The organism is Rhizobium sp. 05L419 (assembly GCF_056397845.1).
In genome coordinates this window covers 287084-305318 of sequence record NZ_JBFTOF010000006.1, presented here as the reverse complement: position 1 = coordinate 305318, position 18235 = coordinate 287084, and the positions used below count along the sequence as shown (strand labels likewise).

Below are 18235 nucleotides of genomic sequence, written 5' to 3'. Positions count from 1 at the left end.
CGAGATGGCCATGGAACCATGCTGAACGTAGCGTTAGAACCGACCAGCGGTACGCCGCTTCAAACATTTAAAGCTGCTTTCAAATCAGTGGCTGCGTTCTATGGCCGACCGAGCTCAGATACCGTTCTCTTCTCCGGACTTCCGGACGAGGTGACTGAATCGCTGGATGCCGACGACGTCGAGCGGATGGCGGAGCGGATCGGTCTCCAGGTCATCAAGCATCAGGAGCGCGACTGTCGCTTGGGCAATTTCGATTGCCCGGCGATCGTCGCCTTTGCCGATGGCGCCGTGCTTCCCGTGCTGGAAGTCGGCGAGGACGGCTCCTATGTGACCGAAATCGTCCCCGTTTCCGGCAATCCTATCCGGCTGACGCGCGACGAGTTCGTCGCGTTGCGGCCGCAGATCGCCTTCGCCTTCACGCTCTACTACCAGAATGCCTCGGAAGAGGCGCTGGTCGGCAATGCCGTCGAGATCGAGAAGCGCCACTGGCTGGCGACGACCCTGGCACCGTACTGGCGAACCTACGTCCGCGTCATGGTCGCCGCGCTATTCATCAATCTGATCGCGCTCGGCTCGCCTCTGTTCACGATGAACGTCTACGATCGGGTGCTGCCCAACAAGGCGATCCCGACGCTCTGGGTGCTGGCGGCCGGCATTTCGCTCGCCTATATCTTCGATTTCCTCCTGAAGACGGCACGGTCGTCGCTGATTGACTACGCCGGCCGCAAGGCCGACCTGCGCCTGTCGCAGCTGCTGTTCGACAAGGTGCTGAATTCGACGCTCGCATCGCGCCCGATGTCGACGGGCGAATACGCCAACCGCGTCACCCAGTATGAGTTCGTGCGCGAGTTCTTCACCTCGAACACGATCGGCGTGCTGATCGACAGTCTGTTCGTCTTCATCTTCCTGGCCGTCATCTATCTGATATCGGGCTGGCTGGTGGTCATCCCCGCCGTCGCCTTCCTGCTGTCCGTGGTGATCGGTCTCTATGCCCAGGCAGCGATCGGCAAGCGCATGGCGACCGCCGCCAACGAGGCTTCGCGCCGCCAGTCGCTGCTGGTCGAGACGATTTCGACGATCGAAACGCTGAAGAGCCTGCGGGCCGAGGCGACCATGCTGCGCCGCTGGCAGGAGCTTTCGAAGTACTCCAGCCGCACCAGCGAGGAAATCAAGCACGTCTCCACCAACGCCATCAACCTGACGATGTTCGTTCAGCAGATGGTGAGCGTGCTGATCGTGATTGCCGGCACCTACGAATTCTCCGAGGGCCGCATCGCCATGGGCGCGATCGTCGCGACCGTGATGCTGGCGAGCCGCGCCGGTGCTCCGCTCGGCCAGATCGCCATGACGCTGGCTCGCTTTCGGCAGGCGACGATGTCGCTGCGCATTCTCGACAAGATCATGGAGCAGCCGGACGACAGGCCGTCCACCGTCGGTTTCGTCAACCGCGAGATCGCGCGCGGCGCCTTCAGCTTCCAGGACGTGTCGTTCCAGTACCCGGGCTCGGACTATCCCGTGATCAACAAGCTGTCCTTCTCCGTCACGCCCGGCGAGCGGATCGGCATCATCGGCCGCATCGGTTCCGGCAAGACCACGCTCGGACGCCTGCTGGACGGCCTTTTCGCACCGTCGGGCGGACGCGTGATGATCGATGGCGTCGATATAAGGCAGTATCACATGGCAGAGGTGCGCTCGGCCGTCGCGGTGGCGGGCCAGTCCTCCGATCTCTTCTCGGGCACCGTCAAGGAAAACCTCCTGATGGGCCGCGCCGATGCCAGCGACGAAGAGTTGCTGGAAGTCGCCCGCATGACCGGTGTCGACGAGTTCGTCGGCAATCATCCGCGCGGTTTCGACATGCCGGTGGGCGAACGCGGCACCAACCTGTCCAGCGGCCAGAAGCAGGCGCTGACGATTGCGCGACTGCTTCTGACCAAGCCCAAGGTCGTGTTCCTCGACGAGCCGTCGGGCGCCATGGATTTGGCGACCGAAAGGCATCTCATCGCCCGCCTTTCCAAGGCGTTCAGCCGTGAGACGACGCTGCTGATCGCCACGCACCGCTACAGCATGCTCGAACTGGTTGACCGCCTGATCGTCATCGACAAGGGCCGGATCATCGCGGACGGGCCGAAGCAGGCTGTCATCGAAGCGATGCAGCGCAAGCCGGCGGGGCAGGCGTCATGAGCAATCGCCACGACAATCCGCCACTTCTGGCGCGCGGCATTCTGGCGCTGGTGGCGCTGGTGATCGCCAGCTTCGTCGCCTGGGCCGCCATTGCCAACATCAATGAGATCGCGCGCGGCGAAGGCAAGGTCATTCCGGTATCGAAGACGCAGATCATCCAGTCCTCGGAACCCGGCGTCGTGCAGCAGATTGCCGTCGTCCTCGGTCAGGTGGTGCGCAAGGGCCAGCTTCTGGTGCAGCTCGACAACACGACGACGACCTCGTCGCTCGGCGAATCCGTCGCCAAGGCGCGGGCGCTGGGCGCCAAGGTGGCGCGCCTGAAGCTCGAGGAGGACGGCAAGTACGATGTGCCGTTCATCTGCCCGGAAGATATCCTGTCGGTGGCCAAGGAAGTGTGCGCCAACGAAGCACAGCTGTTCGCGGCCGACCGCGCCAGCTACAAGAACAAGCTCGGCGTCCTGCAGGAGCGCGTTCGTCAGCGCGAGAACGAACTCGGCGAAGCCCATGCCAACATCGACCGGCTGCAGCAGAACATCGACGGCGCGCAGCGCCAGTATGACCTGATCCATCCGCTGGCGCAGAAGAAGCTGGTCGCGCAGACCGAAGTGCTGAAGGTCGAGCGCGACCTCACCGATCAGCAGGGCCAGCTCAAGGTCTATGAGGAAAGTCTCGACCGGCTTCAGGGCGCCATTCAGGAGGCCAAGCTTCAGCTCGGCGATCTGGCGCTGGAGCTTCGCCAGCAGGCATTGACCGAGAAGGCGCAGGCGCTGGCCGAGCTGTCGGTGGTCGACGAGACCGTTCGCGGCGCCTCCGATCGCGTCAAGCGCACCGATATCCGCTCACCGGTGGACGGCATCGTCAACACGCTGGAGGTCAACACGATCGGCGCCTATGTGGATCCGGGCCGCGTCATTGCCGGCATCGTACCGACCGCCGATATATTGCTGGTCGAAGCCAAGATCTCGCCGCGCGACGTCGCATTCGTCCGCCGTGGGCAGCCCGCGATCGTCAAGGTCACGGCCTACGACTTCTCGATCTTCGGCGGCCTCGAAGGCGTCGTCGAGAACATCTCGGCCGACAGCCTTGTCGAGAAGGAAAAGGGCGAGACCTACTATCTCGTCCAGGTGAAGACCGATCGTTCCGAGCTCGAGCGCGACGGCAAGTCCTACCCGATCATTCCCGGCATGGTCGCATCGGTCGAAATCATGACCGGCAGCAAGACCGTGCTCAGCTATCTCATGAAGCCGATCAACAAGGCGCGCACCGAAGCGCTTACGGAGCGGTAGAATGCTGATCATCAAGCCCGGCAGCAATGCAGTTTCCGACCTCGAGCCGATCGATGAGCCTTTGCCCGCCATCGACGCGGAAGAGATCGAACCGCGTTTCCGGGCTGTCGTCGGCCGTGGCGGCGAGCGCCGCGGCATTCGCCTCGAGCGGATCTACTGGGACGGCCTCGGCCGCATGTCGACGTCGGGCAAGATGACGACGGCCGATCTCGTGCACTACACCGCATCGCAGATGCCGGAATCCGGCAACCTTGCCTCGCTTCTGCGCGTGCTCAGCCTCAAATGGGCGCTGCGCCGGCTGGATACGGTCGAGGACATCTCATCCATGGCCAACATCAACGCCATCATCCAGGCGTCGCCGTCGCCGACGATCCTGCTTACGCAGGAAAAGAAGGTACAGCTCTTCAACGATCCCTTCCTGTCGATGTTGCGCCAGCGTCTGCCGCTGAGCGACACGGCGCAACTGACCAAGGGGCTGCGCTTCTCGGTCGATACGCAGATCGAGGAAGCGATAGCGACGCTGCGGCGCAACAAGGGCAAGACGCTGAACACCGGTTTCACCATCTCAGTCGGCACGCAGACGATGAAGGGCCAGATCAACCTGGCCCTGGCGCCGACGCACGAAAAGTCGATGCTGATCGGCTACATCTCGCGATACTGATCGGCGAGGGGCCGTCCATGACATGGACGTGCGGGTGCGGCGCCGTGGAATGCCTGTGCTGCCGAGCAGCCCGGTGACCTGTCCGGCCTGCCGCGCTTGCTTTCAAGGCAGCCAATCTACCTGATCGGCATTTCCATATACCGCGTAGCCTCTTCCAAACCCTTCGGCGCCGGTTCGAACGGTTTGCACGCCCGAAAGCGGAACTTGTGGTAAAGGGAGATGGCGTCCTTCATGAACGAAATTGTCACCAGGTTCACTTTTTTGAACTTTGATTGTTCGATAACATCGAGTGCAGCCGCAAGCAGGCGAGTTCCTGCGCCTTTTCCTCTTCCCTCCGGACGCACGAAGAGTTTGATAATCTCGGCAACATCTGCATGACTCACATAGCCGACGCAACCCAGGACGACTGGGCCGGCCCGAGCGAGGTACATACCCGTGTTCGGTCGTGTGCACTTTTTCAACAAGCTCGCCGCATCGTCGGAATAATAGGCCGAAATCACCTCATCCGACGGAAGACCGTGCTCACGGCACTGTGAAACGTCCCACCGGCCCATCTCCGCGATGAGCGCGTGGGTTTCTTGGAAGTCAGCAAGCGTCCGTGCCTTTGTAATGACAACCATTGCGCCGCTCCGCGATCCGGACTTGCTACCCGACCTTTTTCACCTGCGGGATAACCCAGGAACCGTCCAGGATCGACGGCGGACTGTCGTCGGGCCAGTAGAGCCTCATCATCAGGATGAACTTGCCTTTCGGTGCCGGAAGCCAGTTCGATTCCTTGTCGGCGCCCGGGGATTTGTTCTGGATGTAGATGTCGATCGATCCGTCCGAATTCGGCTTCAGGTCCTGCCGTGCGCTGATGGAGTAGCGGTTGATCGGATTGGCGACGAAGAAGTACTTTTCGTTGTACATCGTGATCGACCAGAACCCCTTCACCGGCGGCGTCTGTCCTTTCTGAAACGTCAGGACATAGTTGTCAGAACCGGCATAGGCACGCGAGAAAAGGCCGTCCCTGGACTTCGTCGACGTCGGATAGATGGCATCTTCCGGACGGTTGGCCCCGAGCCCGATCGCCGCTATGAGAGCACGCTGCAGGTAGTTTGTCCCGTAAATTCCCGTCTTCGTCGTGTAGCCCCAGCCGTTGATATCCTTGATGTCGCCATCGCTGAACTTGAAGTGCAGCATGATGCGTCCGAAGGCGACTTCCGGAATACGTTTGACGAAATGCGCGTCGAGTTTGCTCTTGTCGAAGTCCTTGCCGGGGACGATGCCGACCTCAGCCATCTTTTCGACCATCTCCGTGTCGGCAGCCGTAGGTGGATTGGTCTTCAACAGCTCGCTCAGCAGCGTGAAATATTCGACCGCGTCCATTTTGTTGACCTGCTCGCGGACCGCCGTCTTCATGTCGATCTTGGAGTCGACCTTGCCGGGCGGTGGCGTCCAGTCCTTGCCGTAGCCGCTGAGTGGCACGAGCTTGCATTGGTCCTGCGCGGCGTGAACCGCCTTGTAGTCTTCCGGCGTGCCGGTGCAGTAGATGCGCCCAAGGATCCAGACGAGATTTGTCTGCGATTTGTACTCGGTTACGCCCTCAGGCAGCTTGCCTTGCCATCCGGGGCCGGTGATCGCGTAGGTCTGCGCGCCGCCGCCGGTGGTCCTTTTCCCCGGCACCTCGAAGACGGTCGTCCATCCGTCGAGCATCGGGAACAGGAAGTACCGGTCCTTCATGTCAGGGATCGACAGGACCCAAGGTTCCTTGCCGACGTCGACGAATGCGGTCGTGTAGAGCGTATCCGCATTCGGCGCGGTAACGTCGGTAAAGGACGCGTCAGGGTATTCCCGGACCTTGATGATCTGGCCCATCGGCCCCTTGGTGCCCTTGACCTTGGCGACGTTGGTGACCACCCGCCGTGTCATCTCCATCGTGACCAGCGGATAACCGTAGATGTAGGCGTCGACCGCCAGCCAGAAATCGCTCTTGCCCTCGAACGGGTCGAGCAGCGGATCGTCAAAAGCATGTACAGGTGAAAGCGAGCTGGCGGCAAGCAGGCCAAGACCGCCGATCGACACGGTGCGGCGTGTGACTTTCATCGTAACCTCCCCGGGGCATGTTTCTCCATGGGCAGATTTGGCCGGTTGCCAATATCATGCTCCCGCAGATTGTTTAACATGTCCTAATTTTACCTACTAGGACTAGAAGTGCGTGGGGGACTACAGCAAAAGGATTATGGTCACGGGCGGGCGCCTACCTCTGCATTCCGCCTGGAACGGCTCCTGCTCGCGTCACGTCCGGCGCTTGAAGGTCCATTTCACAACATATTCGCCGCTGCGCTTCTTTTTGGTCTTGGTCTTCAACCGGACCGGCCCGCCCAGCGCGATCTGCGCGTTTTCGAAGGCCTGGCGAGCCTCGGCCATGGCGCTGTGATACGCGCTGTTGTCACGCTTCGGGCTCTCGGCAATCGCCTTCAGCAGGGCGATCGTGTCTGGCTTGTCTTCCGCCATGAATGGTCGCACTCCTCGACGCTGTACCGCGGCCCGCGGGCCAATCTGTGCCGCGGCAAATCGGTTCAATACACCAACCGGCACGCGCGCCTCAATCCAAACCTCTGTCGGCGGGTCCGCCGTGTCGCGTTGCAGCGGCAATTGCCTTAGGCTCGCGGGGCAGTTGCCCGTTGCCTCGGAGCGGCCGAATGATAGCCTCGTTAAAACGATGATTTTTACGTCTGCATTTACCGTAACGTACTTCCTCGTAGAGTGCATTCGGACGATGTTTTCAGCCAAACAGCTGGAGGAAGCACCACATGCAACGACTGTTGCTCGCTACGTTGGCGGCCAGCGCGGCAATTTCGTCAGCCGCTGCTGCATTCTCCTCCCGTGAATTGGCAGAGCGCACAATAGAGCGTCGTGCCGTGGAGGCTGCGATCTGGGGCATCCCCGCCGTCAATTATGACCTTATGCTGCAGGAGATGCTGACGAAGACGAAGGGCAAGGTCAACGAGATCGTCTATTGGTCTCGCCCTCTCGACTGGCATAACCAGACACTGACGCCCAATCCGGACGCCATCTATCTGATGAGCTTTACCAACACGAAGGATGTCGGACCGGTCGTCATCGAAGTGCCTCCGGCCGAGGGCGGATCGATCAACGGCAATATCGTCGACACCTGGCAGGTGCCGCTTGAAGATGCAGGACCGTCCGGGGCCGACCAGGGCAAGGGTGGAAAATACCTCATCCTGCCGCCCGGCTACACCGAGAAGATTCCCGATGGCTATATCCCGCTGAAGTCGGACACCTACGGCGGATACGCGCTGCTCCGTTCCAATCTCGCAAGCCACAGCGACGCCGATATTTTAAAGTCGGTCGCCTATGCCAAGCGATTGAAGGTCTATCCTCTGTCTCAGGCCGCCACCCCTCCGGAGACGGTCTTCACCGACGCCAGGGGCGTCCTGTTCGATTCGACCGTCAAGTACGATGCCAGCTTCTTCAAGAACCTCGACCGCATCGTACAGGGCGAGCCATGGCTCCCCCGCGACCGGATCATGATCGACCAGCTCAAGACGCTGGGTATCGAGAAGGGCAAGTCCTACAAAGCGGACGCGAGAACGAACAGGCAGCTTGAGGCTGGCATCCACGAAGCGCACGAATGGCTCGAAGCCAAATACGACACTGAGTTGATACCTTTCTACGAGAAGGGACGCTGGAATTTTCCGGCCAACCCACATCTGGTCAAGGCGGCGGCCGCCTCTTTCGACGAGCCTGACGCCTATCCCGTCGATGTAAGGGGCCTGACCTACAGCTATGCCTATGTGGGGATCAAGCGTCTTGGAGCCGGCCAATTCTACCTGATCTCGATCGAGGACAAGGATGGGAAGCGTTTCGACGGATCGAAGACCTATCGCCTCAACGTCCCCGCAAAGGTACCGGTCGAGCAATATTGGTCGCTGACAGCGTATGATCGCGAGACGCATGCGTTGATTCGCAACATGCCCCGCGCCAGCCGGTCGTCGCAGATCCAGCAACTTGCGAAAAATGCCGATGGTTCGGTCGATCTCTTCCTTGGGCCCAAAGCGCCAAAGGGACAGGATGCCAATTGGATCCCGACCGACCCGAAGCGGGATTTCGAGGTCATGTTCCGGCTCTATGCGCCGACGAAAGCCTTGTTCGACAAAACCTGGGTGCTGCCGGACATCGAGCGGGCGCGCAAATAGCGCTCAAAGTGGCATGCACTCCGTGAGGAAGGCGGCCATGGCCCCGCACGTTCGAACTCAGGGATCACCCTCAGCGACGATCTGAGCGACGTCGCGCGGGACATCCGTTCAGTGGCGTGGGTCGAGGGCACCGGTTCGTGCGCAGGGCACCCGCCCTTGCGCTGCGTCTCAGAAGGCGACGCCTTCGCCGGGGGCGACTTTTTCAATCGGCAGGGCAGAGGCCATCTGGCTGCCGCCGACGCGTGAGCCGTGGATGTAGCCCTTGCCGCCGGCGATGGAGTAGAGCGGCATATAGTCGGGCAGCCGCGTGTCCGGCAGCACCTCGTCGCGCATGTTGTCGAGAATGAAGCGGTTGCCGTTGACCGAGACGGACAGGATCGCATGGTAGAAGTGCCGCTTCTGGTCGAACAGTACGACCACTGCCATGTCCTTGAGGTCGATCCCCTCGGCATGCAGAGCTGCCATCTTCAGGATCGCGAAGTCTTCGCAGTCGCCCTGCTGGCGGGCAAGGGTCTCGGCTGGCGTCGCCCAGTAATCGGCGACCTTGTAGGTGTCGATGTCGCGGCGGTAGCGGATCGTATGGTTGATGGTGGTGTTGACCGCATTCATCTTGTCGCGGATGGAGCCCTGCGAAGTCTTGGTGAAGGCCGCCTTGATGGCCACGGTCGCATTGGAGCACTTGCCGGCGCCGCAGACGATCGCCGTGCCGTCGTTCATTTCCGACAGCGAAGGGGCCAGTCTCTTGAGTGCGGCAAGACGCTTGAAGGGGATGGCGACCGATCCGAACACGGCGCTGTCGGTCGGAGGAGCCGCAACAGACGGCCGAACCGCTGGTGTCACTGATGCTGTCGTCTCGCGCGTCCATCCGGCGGGCGCAGGCTCCAGCGGCTGCGTCAGAGCCGCAATATCAAGCGAACCGACTGCGCGCGCGATGCTGCGTCCCGCGATGCCGATGAGATCGGCAATGCCGCCGATGCTCGCGCCCTGCGCCAATTCGCGAACGATGCCAGTCGTAAGTGGAGCGGAGTATAGTGCGCTAGACACTTGCGTATCGTATGGTGTTGATGCAGATGCTGTTTCGAAAGAGCAAGATGAAATAGTAGAAACAAATGTAATAAGTGCAATTCTTTTGAAGGTTATTGTTGTTTTCATGGGGCGTAAGTTCTCCCTGTTCGGAAGAAATGTACGAAATAGCTATAAATATGAGGTATTTAAGCGTAGATAACTTTGAACGAAATTATAAGCTCAAAAAAGCAGAAAATTTTAGTGTTTCCATCAACCAACTTTGGGGGAAGGGTTTGCTTTCGCCTGTCGCCTGTGCAGATATGAGGCCAGAAAAATGGCCGTTTCGGACGGCATTCATAGGGTTGGGGGACATCGTGACAGTGCATTGGACCGGGCAGGCGCGGAACTCGCATGGTTTACGGCGGGCGCAGCAGGCATCTCTCCTGAATGCCTGCATTGGAGCGAAATCCCTCAGAAGGCTCCTGGCATCGCTGGTCGTCGTATCATGCGGCGTCCTGGCAGCGTGCCAGTCCGATGTCGATGGCATTGCCAAGAATGTGAAGACCAACGACATCAAGCCTCCATCCACCGAGGTCGAGGAAACGTTCGGCGAAAACGGCGCCGAAATTACCTTGCTGCTGCAGAAGGGGCCGAGCGGCCTCTATGAGGGCGCCTCGCGCGATATTCGCGATGGTTCTGCGTTGAGCGTTGGCGAACTCGGCGGCAACCAGGCCTTCGTCAAGGTCGTGGATGTGACGGGTGGCGCAGCAAGCGTGCCGGCGGCGGTCGCAGCGGCAAAGGCCAGAAACTCCGCACTGCTCGTCAGCTACGTTCAGCCCGCGGTGGCAGCCGCCATTGCCGCGATGCCGTCCGACCAGCGGCCGCCTCTGATCAATCTCGATGCGCCCGTGCCGGCGACCGCAGGCAATGTCTACAATCTCGTCTCCGATGAGGTCGACAGCGCGATCGAGGGCGTGCGGGCCTCTTTTGCCAGTGGCCGCAAGAAGGTGATGGTTTTCGCCCAGAAGGACTTGCCTCAGGCCGGCGAGACGCAGCTCGCCAACGCCATTCGCGGCGCCGGCGGTACCTTCGTCGGCATCGCCCGTTACGATCTGACCGATGCATCCGCCGCCGATGCCGTCCAGAAAAGCCGGCCGCTGCTGCAGACCGCAGATACCGTGCTCATCCTTGGCCGGACGGCGATCGCCACCACCGTGGAAGGTGCCGTCAAGGCGGGTGGACAAAGCAATCTCAATTTCATCGGCACCAGCGCCTGGCCGCCGCAGGCCTATGCGGAGCCGACCGCCAACGGCACGTTGATCGCACTGGTCGAGCCGGAGGGCGCGTCGCTGATCGCCGATCGCTACCAGCGTCACTACAAGCGCCCGCTCTCGACCGAGGCGGCCTACGGCTACGATGCCGTCGCCATCGCCTCGGGTATCATCCGCACCAAGGGGCCGGAAGGTCTCAATGCGCAGAACCTCACCAGCAAGGTTGGTTTCCGCGGCGTGACGGGCCTTTTCCGGCTGACGCCCACGGGTCTTGTGGAACGGCGGCTGAGCCTCTATGCGATCAGCGGCGGCAAACTCAACGTGCTCGCCGGCGCCCCGTCGTCGTTCTGATTTCTGCGGCGCTCCGGATCAGGATGATTAGGTCAGATCGACCTAAAGTCTGAATCCTGAAGTGCCGCGTCTCCTTTTCAGGACAGAGCTGCCGCCGAAGCGAAAAACGCCTCGGGGCTTTCCACCTCGATCAGCCGCTTCCGTTCGATCAGCCAGAAGCGATTGCCGACGGTGCGGATGAAGCGCCGGTCGTGTGAGACGAGCAGGCAGCTCGCCTGTTGCGTCATCAGTTCGCCTTCCAGCGATTCCTGTCCCTCGATGTCCAGGTGGTTGGTGGGCTCGTCGAGGAGGTAGAAGTTCGGATTGGCGAGCCGCAGCGCAAGCATGCCCAGGCGCGCCTTCTGCCCGCCCGAAAGCCGCCCGATCGGCTTGTCCTGCATCTCGATCGTCATGCCGGCGCCGGCCAGAAGCGCGCGCGTACGCTGGTCGCCGACGTCGAAGCGCCGGATGATCATCCGCATCGGCGTCTCGCTATCCGAAAGATCGGCAAGCGCCTGGTCGCAGTAACCGAGAACCAGCGACGGCGTTGCCTTGACGTCGGCCTGTGCGGGTTCGGTGCCCATTACCGCCCTGCGCAGCATCGCAACCAGGCGGCTCTTGCCAACCCCGTTTGCGCCGAGAAGCACGATGCGGTCGCCCTGGCAGATGAACTGCTTTCCTGTGCGGAAGAGAGGCGTGCCGTCGGGTATCGCCACCGTCGCGTCATCCAGCGTCAGCAGCACCTTTGCATGCGTGCCGCGATTGGCGAGCCGGATGGCGCCGGACGAGCGTTCGAGATGCGCCGGCTTTGCCGCATCCTCCAGCCTGTCGGCCCGCTGCTTCAGCTGCTTGGTCTTCACCACCAGCAGGTCGCTGCCGGAGTTGATGCCGATGTTGTTGAGCTTGGCTGCCTGCTGGCGAAGCTGCTGTGCGGTCTTCATGTCCCGCTGGTAGCGCCGCTCCTCGGAGGCGTCCGCCTCGTCGAGTGCGGCGCGCGCCGGGCTGTAGGGCAGGGCAAAGACCTGCGACTGGTCCGGTCGCAGGAACAGCGTCCGGTTCGTCGTCGCGTCCAGAAAGGCGCGGTCATGGCTGGAGAGGATCACGGGCATGTCGCGCGGCAGCGCGTTCAGCCATTCCTCCAGCCGCGTGATCTTGCCGAGATCGAGGTGGTTGGTCGGCTCGTCGAGCAACAGGACGTCCGGCTCGGTCACCCACACGCGGGCGAGCATCGCCAGCCGCTGCCAGCCGCCGCTCAGCTGCCCGACGGACCGCTCCCTCAGGTCCTCGGGAACCTCCAGCGAACCCAGCACCATGTCGACGCGCCAGCTTTCGTTCATCTGCTGGTCGCTGGGCAACGCCTGCATGACAGCCTGATGGAATGGCAGCGGGAGGAGGGCAGGTGGTACGTCCTGCTCGACATGGCCGATCGTCAAGCCGCGCGAGCGGGTCACGTCGCCTTCGGTCGCTTCCAGCGTGCCTGCAAGGCATCGCAACAATGTCGACTTGCCCCGCCCGTTGGCGGCAACGAGACCGATGCGATCGCCGCCGCTGACGGCGAGATTGAGCTTCGAGAACAGCGTCGTGCCAAGGCTGACGCCGAGATTGCGGATATTGATGAGAGTCATGATCTTGCCCTGGTCTTCCAAGCGAGCACGACAGCGAGGGCCTCGGCCTTCATCGCGTGCGTGTGCTCAAGCTCGGTGGATTTCAACAAACGCAGCCGAGCGACAGCTCGGATCTGCATTGCCACGAGGGGCAGACCAGGAAGAGATTTGCGAGAAACGGTCTCTGGTCAGCCCTGCAAACGCATCTGCAGGGCGTTGACGGGGCCACGCTGGCGGTTGAACCGGAAATATGTCTTCACGCGTAGCCCTCCTTTCCAAGTAGGCAATGAATTAGCATCGGCCGTGAGAATTTTCAACCGTGCTGTTCGTAGGAGGTGACGAGGAAGATATCCTCCGCTTCGATACTGCGCAGGATCGCGCCGCCGTCGCTTCGGTAGATCTGGAGTTCGCAGAGAAGACCCGCCGCCTCGAAGAGGATGATGTCGACGAGAGGTCCGTAGGGATCGGGCGTGTCCTTGTCGTCGAAGTAGGCCGATGCGATCGGACGAACGATCGCACCGGTCGCAAGATCGGCCTTGTCGCGCGGCCGAAGCCGCAAGGAGCCGAAGTCGTCGATCTCGGCTGCGCGGTAGTTCTCGATATCCCAGGCCGGTGCGACATTGCCTCGGGCGGCGTGGCGCACCAGCCGCTCGATGATCCGCTTTTCAGCGGCGGTCAGCTCTCTCCACGTCACCGTCACGAGGGTGTTTCCGACATGGTTGGCAGGCCTACCGCTTCAGGCTTCCGAGGATGCCACGTACCAGCGCCCGGCCGACCTGCGTGGCAACGGTGCGGGCGACGCTCTTCATCGCCGCCTCGACCACCGTTTCGCGCTGATAACCGGCTGAGCGGGTGCGGCCCTGGGCGGCTGGTTTGTCCTCGTTGTCGTCGTCGCCGAATCCCGGCAGCGTCCAGCGGCCGGAAGCGCCGCCTTCGGTCGGCTGGTCCTGTTGCGCCTGCTTTGCCGCGTCGGAATCGGAGGCTTTTTTCGCCCTGGCGGCAAGGATCTCGAAAGCCGATTCGCGGTCGAGATCCTCGTCATAGACCCCGATGACCGGGCTCTTGTCCATGACCTGCTGGCGCTCCGCATCGGTGAGGGGGCCGACACGGGCGGACGGCGGGCGGATCAGCGTGCGCTCGACGATCGAGGGCGAGCCCTTCGCCTCCAGCGTGGAAACCAGCGCTTCGCCGGTGCCGAGCGTGGTGATCACGCTCGCGCAGTCGAAGGCCGGGTTGGGGCGGAAGGTGTCGGCGGCCGTCTTGACTGCCTTCTGCTCGCGCGGCGAATAGGCACGCAGCGCATGCTGCACGCGGTTGCCGAGCTGGGCGAGCACGGTCTCGGGCACATCAAGCGGATTCTGCGTCACGAAATAGACGCCGACGCCCTTCGAGCGGATGAGGCGAACGACCTGTTCCACCCGCTCGGTCAGCACTTTCGGCGCATCGTTGAACAAAAGGTGCGCTTCGTCGAAGAAGAAGACGAGGTTCGGCTTATCAGGATCGCCCACTTCCGGCAGCTCCTCGAACAGCTCCGACAGTAGCCACAGAAGAAACGTCGCGTAGAGCCGCGGGTTCATCATCAGCTTGTCGGCGGCAAGCACGGAGATCTGGCCATAGCCGCGGTTGTTGGTGCGCATGATGTCGGTGATCTTGAGCGCCGGTTCGCCGAAGAAGTGCTCGGCACCCTGCTGCTCGAGCACCAGCAGCCCGCGCTGGATCGATCCGACGGATGCCTTCGAGATCAGCCCGTACTGGTTCGAAAGCTCGCTGGCGTTCTCTCCCATGTAGTTCAGGAGCGACGAGAAATCCTTGAGGTCGAGCAAGGGCAACCCGCCCTTGTCGGCGATCTTGAAGGCTATGTTGATCACGCCTTCCTGCGGCTCCGACGCATCCATCAGTCGCGACAGGAGCAGGGGTCCCATCTCGGCGATGGTGGTGCGCACGCGATGGCCCTTTTCGCCGAAGAGGTCCCAGAAGATCACCGGGAACTGATCGAACTCATAGTCGTCGAAGCCGATCTGCTCGGCGCGCTTCGTGATAAAGTCCTTCGGCTCGCCCTTGGCGGCGATGCCGGACAGGTCGCCCTTGATGTCGGCGCAGAAGACCGGGACGCCGGCCCTGGAAAAGCCCTCGGCCAGCACCTGAAGCGTTACGGTCTTGCCGGTACCGGTGGCGCCGGTCACCAGCCCGTGTCGGTTTCCGAACTTGAGGTCGAGGTATTCCGGCTTGTTGATGCTGTCATCCGGCTTGCGGCTGACCCCTACGAAAATCTTGCCTTCCTCGAGCATTTCGGAACTTCTCCTGAGACGGTTTGCGCCCTTGTGTCAAAATGCGGAGCGCGGTTTCCGCATGGTCATTGTAATATCGTTCGCCTGTTATAAGCAGGGAGTTCGGTGGGGACAACTGTCTGCACCCAAAGGAAAACTCGGATAAGGCCTGCTATCGCAGCGGGCGGCTTGAGTTACCTGACAAAGTCCATTAACGTTGACGTTAACGTCAAATAAACAGGAGGCCTGACGATGAATGAAATGGTGGATCAGATTGCCGCGCGGGTAGGGATTCCGGCTGAAGTGGCGGAGAAGGCGGTCGGCATGATGCTCGGCTTCCTGCAGCGCGAAGCGGCCGACGGCCCGGTCGCCAAGATGATTGAAGCCATTCCTGGGGCATCCGACCTCGTTGCCAAGTATAACGGCGAAGACCAGAGCGGCGGTGGCGGCATCCTCGGCAGCATCATGGGAGCGCTCGGCGCCGGCGGCGGCGTCATGGCGCTTGGCCAGCAGTTGATGTCCGAAGGCCTCGGCATGGGTGAGATCACCACGCTTGCCAAGGAAACGATCGCGATTGCCGAGCAGCACGCCGGCAAGGATGTGGTCGATGAAGTCGTGGCGTCCGTACCCGGCCTGAGCCAGTTCGTCTGAGGCGGATCGACTGCAAACAGGATGACGGGCGGATCTCTTCCGCCCGTCGCCGCACCGGCGCATGGCTCTACGGGCTCTCGCCTCTGGACGCTTGGTTATTGCGCTATGCCGAGCAGGCCGAGCCAGACTGTCGATTGATCGCGGGCCGCTTGTCTGTCCGCGTCGTCGACAAATCCCGAACCGCAAAATTGCCGGATGGCCGCCGTGTCGGCTTCTGCAGACTGCGGGTGCCTTGAGCCGGCGATTACATGGCGCCAGGCGCAGCCGAGGACACGGTTCTCGATGATGGCGTCATCGCAACCCGTACTGAGGCACAAGGCGACCGCCCGCTGGCTGTCGTAAGCGCCGGCGACGGCGCTCGCGTAGGTCTCTGTCCATGTTTCGCGGGTGTGGGCGCAGCCGCCTGGGGCGGCGCTTTGGCTGCAGCTGGTTTTCGCGACATAATCGTCAGCCGGCGGCCAGTCGGCAAACTCCGCCAGACTGACGCATCCGCAAGCCAGAAGAGCGGCGGCAACCCACTGCAATAGCAATCCCCGTTTTCGCGCAACCAAACGGACCGCGGGAATCACCGCAAGTCGTCGCTGAATCTAGTACGTGTTGTCTGCACTTGCCAGAAGCCGTTTTCGGCACCGGACAGGGTATCCGATCGTGAAGCGGGTCAGTGTTTGCTTTTTGTTTCGCGCGCGAGTTTCAATATGACGTCGTCGGCCGCGTCAGCCACCGCCATAGCAATCTCAGCCGCCTTCCAACCCCTCTTTTCGCCATTGCGGATGAGTTCGAAAAGCATGGGTTCAAATTCGGACCTGCAGGTCTCCATTCGCTGGTCGGAATTGGAGCGATTCTTGGAAGATTGAATATCAGTCATCTCAATACCCCAGATTTAGAGGGTAGATTTAGCAAGGCGGCTGAGGAGCGCAAGTAAATATGTTAATCGAACATTAATAATTCGATTATTTGAGCCATTTCAACCGCAAACCACTGAAAACCTAAGAAGGGCTCGCCGGGGTTTGACGAGCCCCGCCTTCTTTGTCGCACTGGAAAAGCAACGCGGTCAGCCTAAAAACCTTGCGTTTGCCTAAGCGGTCAGTCAACTCCTACTTATTTTGTATGGACCAAGCTCCTGGGATCCACTCTTGGAGTATTCACTGTCGAAGAATTGTCGGAATACCTCTGAAATACGATAGGTTGCAGTATCGTTGGCGGAGGGATGCTAACTAAAGAGTGTATTTTATTTGCCGGCCTTTGTGTGGTTGTGCATCAGGACGCCGAGCTCATGCCATTCTCGGCCATCCCTGCGGATGAGATCGTCGGCGCAGGCAGGACCCATGCTTCCCGGCGCATAGGGATCGGGTTTCTCGCCGCTTTTCGTCCAGGCATCGAGGAACGGCTGAACGGCGGCCCACCCGGCCTCGATGCCGTCGGCGCGCTGGAACAGCGTCTGGTCTCCGATAAAAAGGTCGTAGAGGAGGGACTCGTAGCCCGTCATCTTACCGATGTCGAACTTGTCGGCATATCGGAAGTCGAGCGAGACTGGCACGGTGTCGACCGAAAGCCCCGGCGACTTGATCGACAATTCGATGCTGAGGCCTTCGTCCGGCTGCACCTGGATCACCATTCTGTTCGGCGGAAGACTGCGTTTTATGTCGGTCTCGCGGAACTGCGCGAAGGGGACCTGCCGAAAGGTCACCACGATTTCGGTATCGCGCGCGGTCATCGCCTTGCCGGTCCGGAGATAGAAGGGCACGCCGGCCCACCGCCAGGTGTCGACGTAGAGCTTGAGGGCGACGAATGTCTCGGTCTTGCTGTCGGGCGATACGTCTTTCGTCTGCGTGAAGGCGGTGACGGTGTTGCCGTCGAGGGCGCCGGCGGTATAGGCGCCGCGCACGGCATGGGTGGCGGCCTCTTCCGGTGTTGCGATGCGAAGCGCGCTCAGCGCCTTGCTCTTCTCCGTGCGAATGGCTTCGGCGCCAAAACCGTTCGGAGCTTCCATGGCGATCATCGCCAGAAGCTGGAACAGGTGGTTGGGGACCATGTCGCGGAGCGCGCCGGTGGCGTCGTAGAATTTGCCGCGGCTGCCTACATCGACGACCTCGGCAGCCGTGATCTGCACGTGATCGATGTAGTTGTTGTTCCACAGCGCCTCGATCATCATGTTGGCGAAGCGCGCCGTCAGGATGTTCTGCACCGTTTCCTTGCCGAGGAAGTGATCGAGTCGATAGACTTGGCTCTCGGCGACCTTGCTCAGGATCCGCGCATTCAAGGCGCGGGCCGAGGCGAGGTCGGTTCCGAACGGCTTCTCGATCGCAATCCGGCGGAACGATCCGTCGCCTTCTTTGGTCAGGCCGCGCTCGGCCAGTTTTTCGACCAGTGTTCCGAAGAATTGTGGCGGTACGGCAAGATAGAAGGCCGCGTTGCCGCTCGGCGCGCTCGCCAGCCGCGCCTTGATCTCCGCGAAGATCTCGTCCTTGGTGAAGTCGCCGGCAATGTAGGCAATACGCTCGCGCAGCTTCTGCCAGGCCTCGCTGTTTTGATGGGCGCCGTCATCGTCGAGTTCGGAGAGAAAGCTGTCCAGCCGCGCCACCAGCGTCGCATCGTCGCCGGGTTCGATCCCGACGCCGAGAATGTGCAGATCGTCCCCCACCAGCCCGCTCTGGGTAAGGTTGATGATAGCCGGCACGAGAAGGCGGCGTGTCAGGTCGCCGGTGGCGCCGAAGATAACCAGCGTGACCGGCGGGGTGGGGGCTGCTGCCATGATGATCTGCTCCTTGGGGCCGCCG

16 protein-coding genes are annotated in these 18235 nt (G+C 61.4%); 6 read left to right on the top strand and 10 right to left on the bottom strand.

Features of this window, described 5'->3' with window-relative positions:
• Positions 1 to 18 precede the first annotated feature (18 nt).
• From AC1DMK_RS11065 to AC1DMK_RS11055, 3 genes are read left to right on the top strand one after another with little or no spacing between them, the layout of a single operon-like run.
• The gene (locus tag AC1DMK_RS11065) at positions 19 to 2181 is read left to right on the top strand and encodes a type I secretion system permease/ATPase (protein ID WP_037062286.1); all 2163 of its coding nucleotides are present in this window, start codon (positions 19 to 21) and stop codon (positions 2179 to 2181) included.
• Positions 2178 to 3467, top strand: a complete 1290-nt coding sequence (locus AC1DMK_RS11060; protein ID WP_037062285.1) for an HlyD family type I secretion periplasmic adaptor subunit — start codon at positions 2178 to 2180, stop codon at positions 3465 to 3467. The genes AC1DMK_RS11065 and AC1DMK_RS11060 overlap by 4 nt, the downstream gene beginning before the upstream one ends.
• Before the next feature lies 1 nt (position 3468).
• Positions 3469 to 4128, top strand: a complete 660-nt coding sequence (locus AC1DMK_RS11055) for a ribbon-helix-helix domain-containing protein (RefSeq protein WP_477858905.1) — start codon at positions 3469 to 3471, stop codon at positions 4126 to 4128.
• A gap of 116 nt (positions 4129 to 4244) precedes the next feature.
• Here the strand turns inward: AC1DMK_RS11055 and AC1DMK_RS11050 are convergent, their stop codons facing one another.
• From AC1DMK_RS11050 to AC1DMK_RS11040, 3 genes are all read right to left on the bottom strand, one after another.
• Positions 4245 to 4748 carry a GNAT family N-acetyltransferase gene (locus AC1DMK_RS11050; protein WP_477858903.1) on the bottom strand — a complete coding sequence of 168 codons (504 nt, stop codon included), beginning with the start codon at positions 4746 to 4748 and terminating at the stop codon, positions 4245 to 4247.
• Between the two features lie 25 nt (positions 4749 to 4773).
• Entirely contained in the window at positions 4774 to 6213 is a 1440-nt protein-coding gene (locus AC1DMK_RS11045; RefSeq protein ID WP_477858902.1) for a DUF1254 domain-containing protein, read from the bottom strand.
• Between the two features lie 192 nt (positions 6214 to 6405).
• Positions 6406 to 6765: a hypothetical protein gene (locus tag AC1DMK_RS11040; protein WP_477858901.1), complete on the bottom strand. Its 360-nt coding sequence runs from the start codon at positions 6763 to 6765 to the stop codon at positions 6406 to 6408.
• A 158-nt stretch (positions 6766 to 6923) separates the two neighbouring features.
• Between AC1DMK_RS11040 and AC1DMK_RS11035 the strand changes: the two genes are divergently transcribed.
• On the top strand, positions 6924 to 8330 hold the full coding sequence (locus tag AC1DMK_RS11035) for a DUF1254 domain-containing protein (RefSeq protein WP_477858899.1): 1407 nt from the start codon (positions 6924 to 6926) through the stop codon (positions 8328 to 8330).
• Between the two features lie 168 nt (positions 8331 to 8498).
• On the opposite strand, the gene AC1DMK_RS11030 is transcribed toward AC1DMK_RS11035, so the two are convergent.
• Complete coding sequence (locus AC1DMK_RS11030; RefSeq protein ID WP_477858897.1) at positions 8499 to 9374, bottom strand: transglutaminase-like cysteine peptidase; 876 nt, start codon at positions 9372 to 9374, stop codon at positions 8499 to 8501.
• 335 nt (positions 9375 to 9709) lie between these two features.
• Here AC1DMK_RS11030 and AC1DMK_RS11025 point away from each other — a divergent pair, with 335 nt between their 5' ends.
• The gene (locus AC1DMK_RS11025) at positions 9710 to 10957 is read left to right on the top strand and encodes an ABC transporter substrate-binding protein (protein ID WP_477858895.1); all 1248 of its coding nucleotides are present in this window, start codon (positions 9710 to 9712) and stop codon (positions 10955 to 10957) included.
• A gap of 77 nt (positions 10958 to 11034) precedes the next feature.
• Here AC1DMK_RS11025 and AC1DMK_RS11020 read toward each other — a convergent pair whose 3' ends face one another.
• The 3 genes from AC1DMK_RS11020 to AC1DMK_RS11010 all read right to left on the bottom strand — a co-directional run bounded on the left by AC1DMK_RS11020 (position 11035) and on the right by AC1DMK_RS11010 (position 14828).
• Positions 11035 to 12561 carry an ABC-F family ATP-binding cassette domain-containing protein gene (locus AC1DMK_RS11020; protein ID WP_477858893.1) on the bottom strand — a complete coding sequence of 509 codons (1527 nt, stop codon included), beginning with the start codon at positions 12559 to 12561 and terminating at the stop codon, positions 11035 to 11037.
• A 292-nt stretch (positions 12562 to 12853) separates the two neighbouring features.
• Positions 12854 to 13240: a DUF6984 family protein gene (locus tag AC1DMK_RS11015; protein ID WP_037062273.1), complete on the bottom strand. Its 387-nt coding sequence runs from the start codon at positions 13238 to 13240 to the stop codon at positions 12854 to 12856.
• Between the two features lie 28 nt (positions 13241 to 13268).
• Positions 13269 to 14828, bottom strand: a complete 1560-nt coding sequence (locus AC1DMK_RS11010) for a helicase HerA-like C-terminal domain-containing protein (RefSeq protein WP_477858890.1) — start codon at positions 14826 to 14828, stop codon at positions 13269 to 13271.
• A gap of 231 nt (positions 14829 to 15059) precedes the next feature.
• On the opposite strand from AC1DMK_RS11010, the gene AC1DMK_RS11005 reads away from it, so the two are divergent.
• Positions 15060 to 15458 carry a hypothetical protein gene (locus tag AC1DMK_RS11005; RefSeq protein ID WP_037062269.1) on the top strand — a complete coding sequence of 133 codons (399 nt, stop codon included), beginning with the start codon at positions 15060 to 15062 and terminating at the stop codon, positions 15456 to 15458.
• Between the two features lie 95 nt (positions 15459 to 15553).
• On the opposite strand, the gene AC1DMK_RS11000 is transcribed toward AC1DMK_RS11005, so the two are convergent.
• From AC1DMK_RS11000 to zwf, 3 genes are all read right to left on the bottom strand, one after another.
• Positions 15554 to 15982, bottom strand: coding sequence for a hypothetical protein (locus AC1DMK_RS11000; protein WP_037062267.1), 429 nt, complete (start codon positions 15980 to 15982; stop codon positions 15554 to 15556).
• 134 nt (positions 15983 to 16116) lie between these two features.
• Complete coding sequence (locus AC1DMK_RS10995; RefSeq protein ID WP_037062265.1) at positions 16117 to 16323, bottom strand: hypothetical protein; 207 nt, start codon at positions 16321 to 16323, stop codon at positions 16117 to 16119.
• Positions 16324 to 16686: 363 nt separating this feature from the next.
• Positions 16687 to 18210, bottom strand: a complete 1524-nt coding sequence (gene zwf / locus AC1DMK_RS10990; RefSeq protein ID WP_477858888.1) for a glucose-6-phosphate dehydrogenase — start codon at positions 18208 to 18210, stop codon at positions 16687 to 16689.
• Positions 18211 to 18235 lie beyond the last annotated feature (25 nt).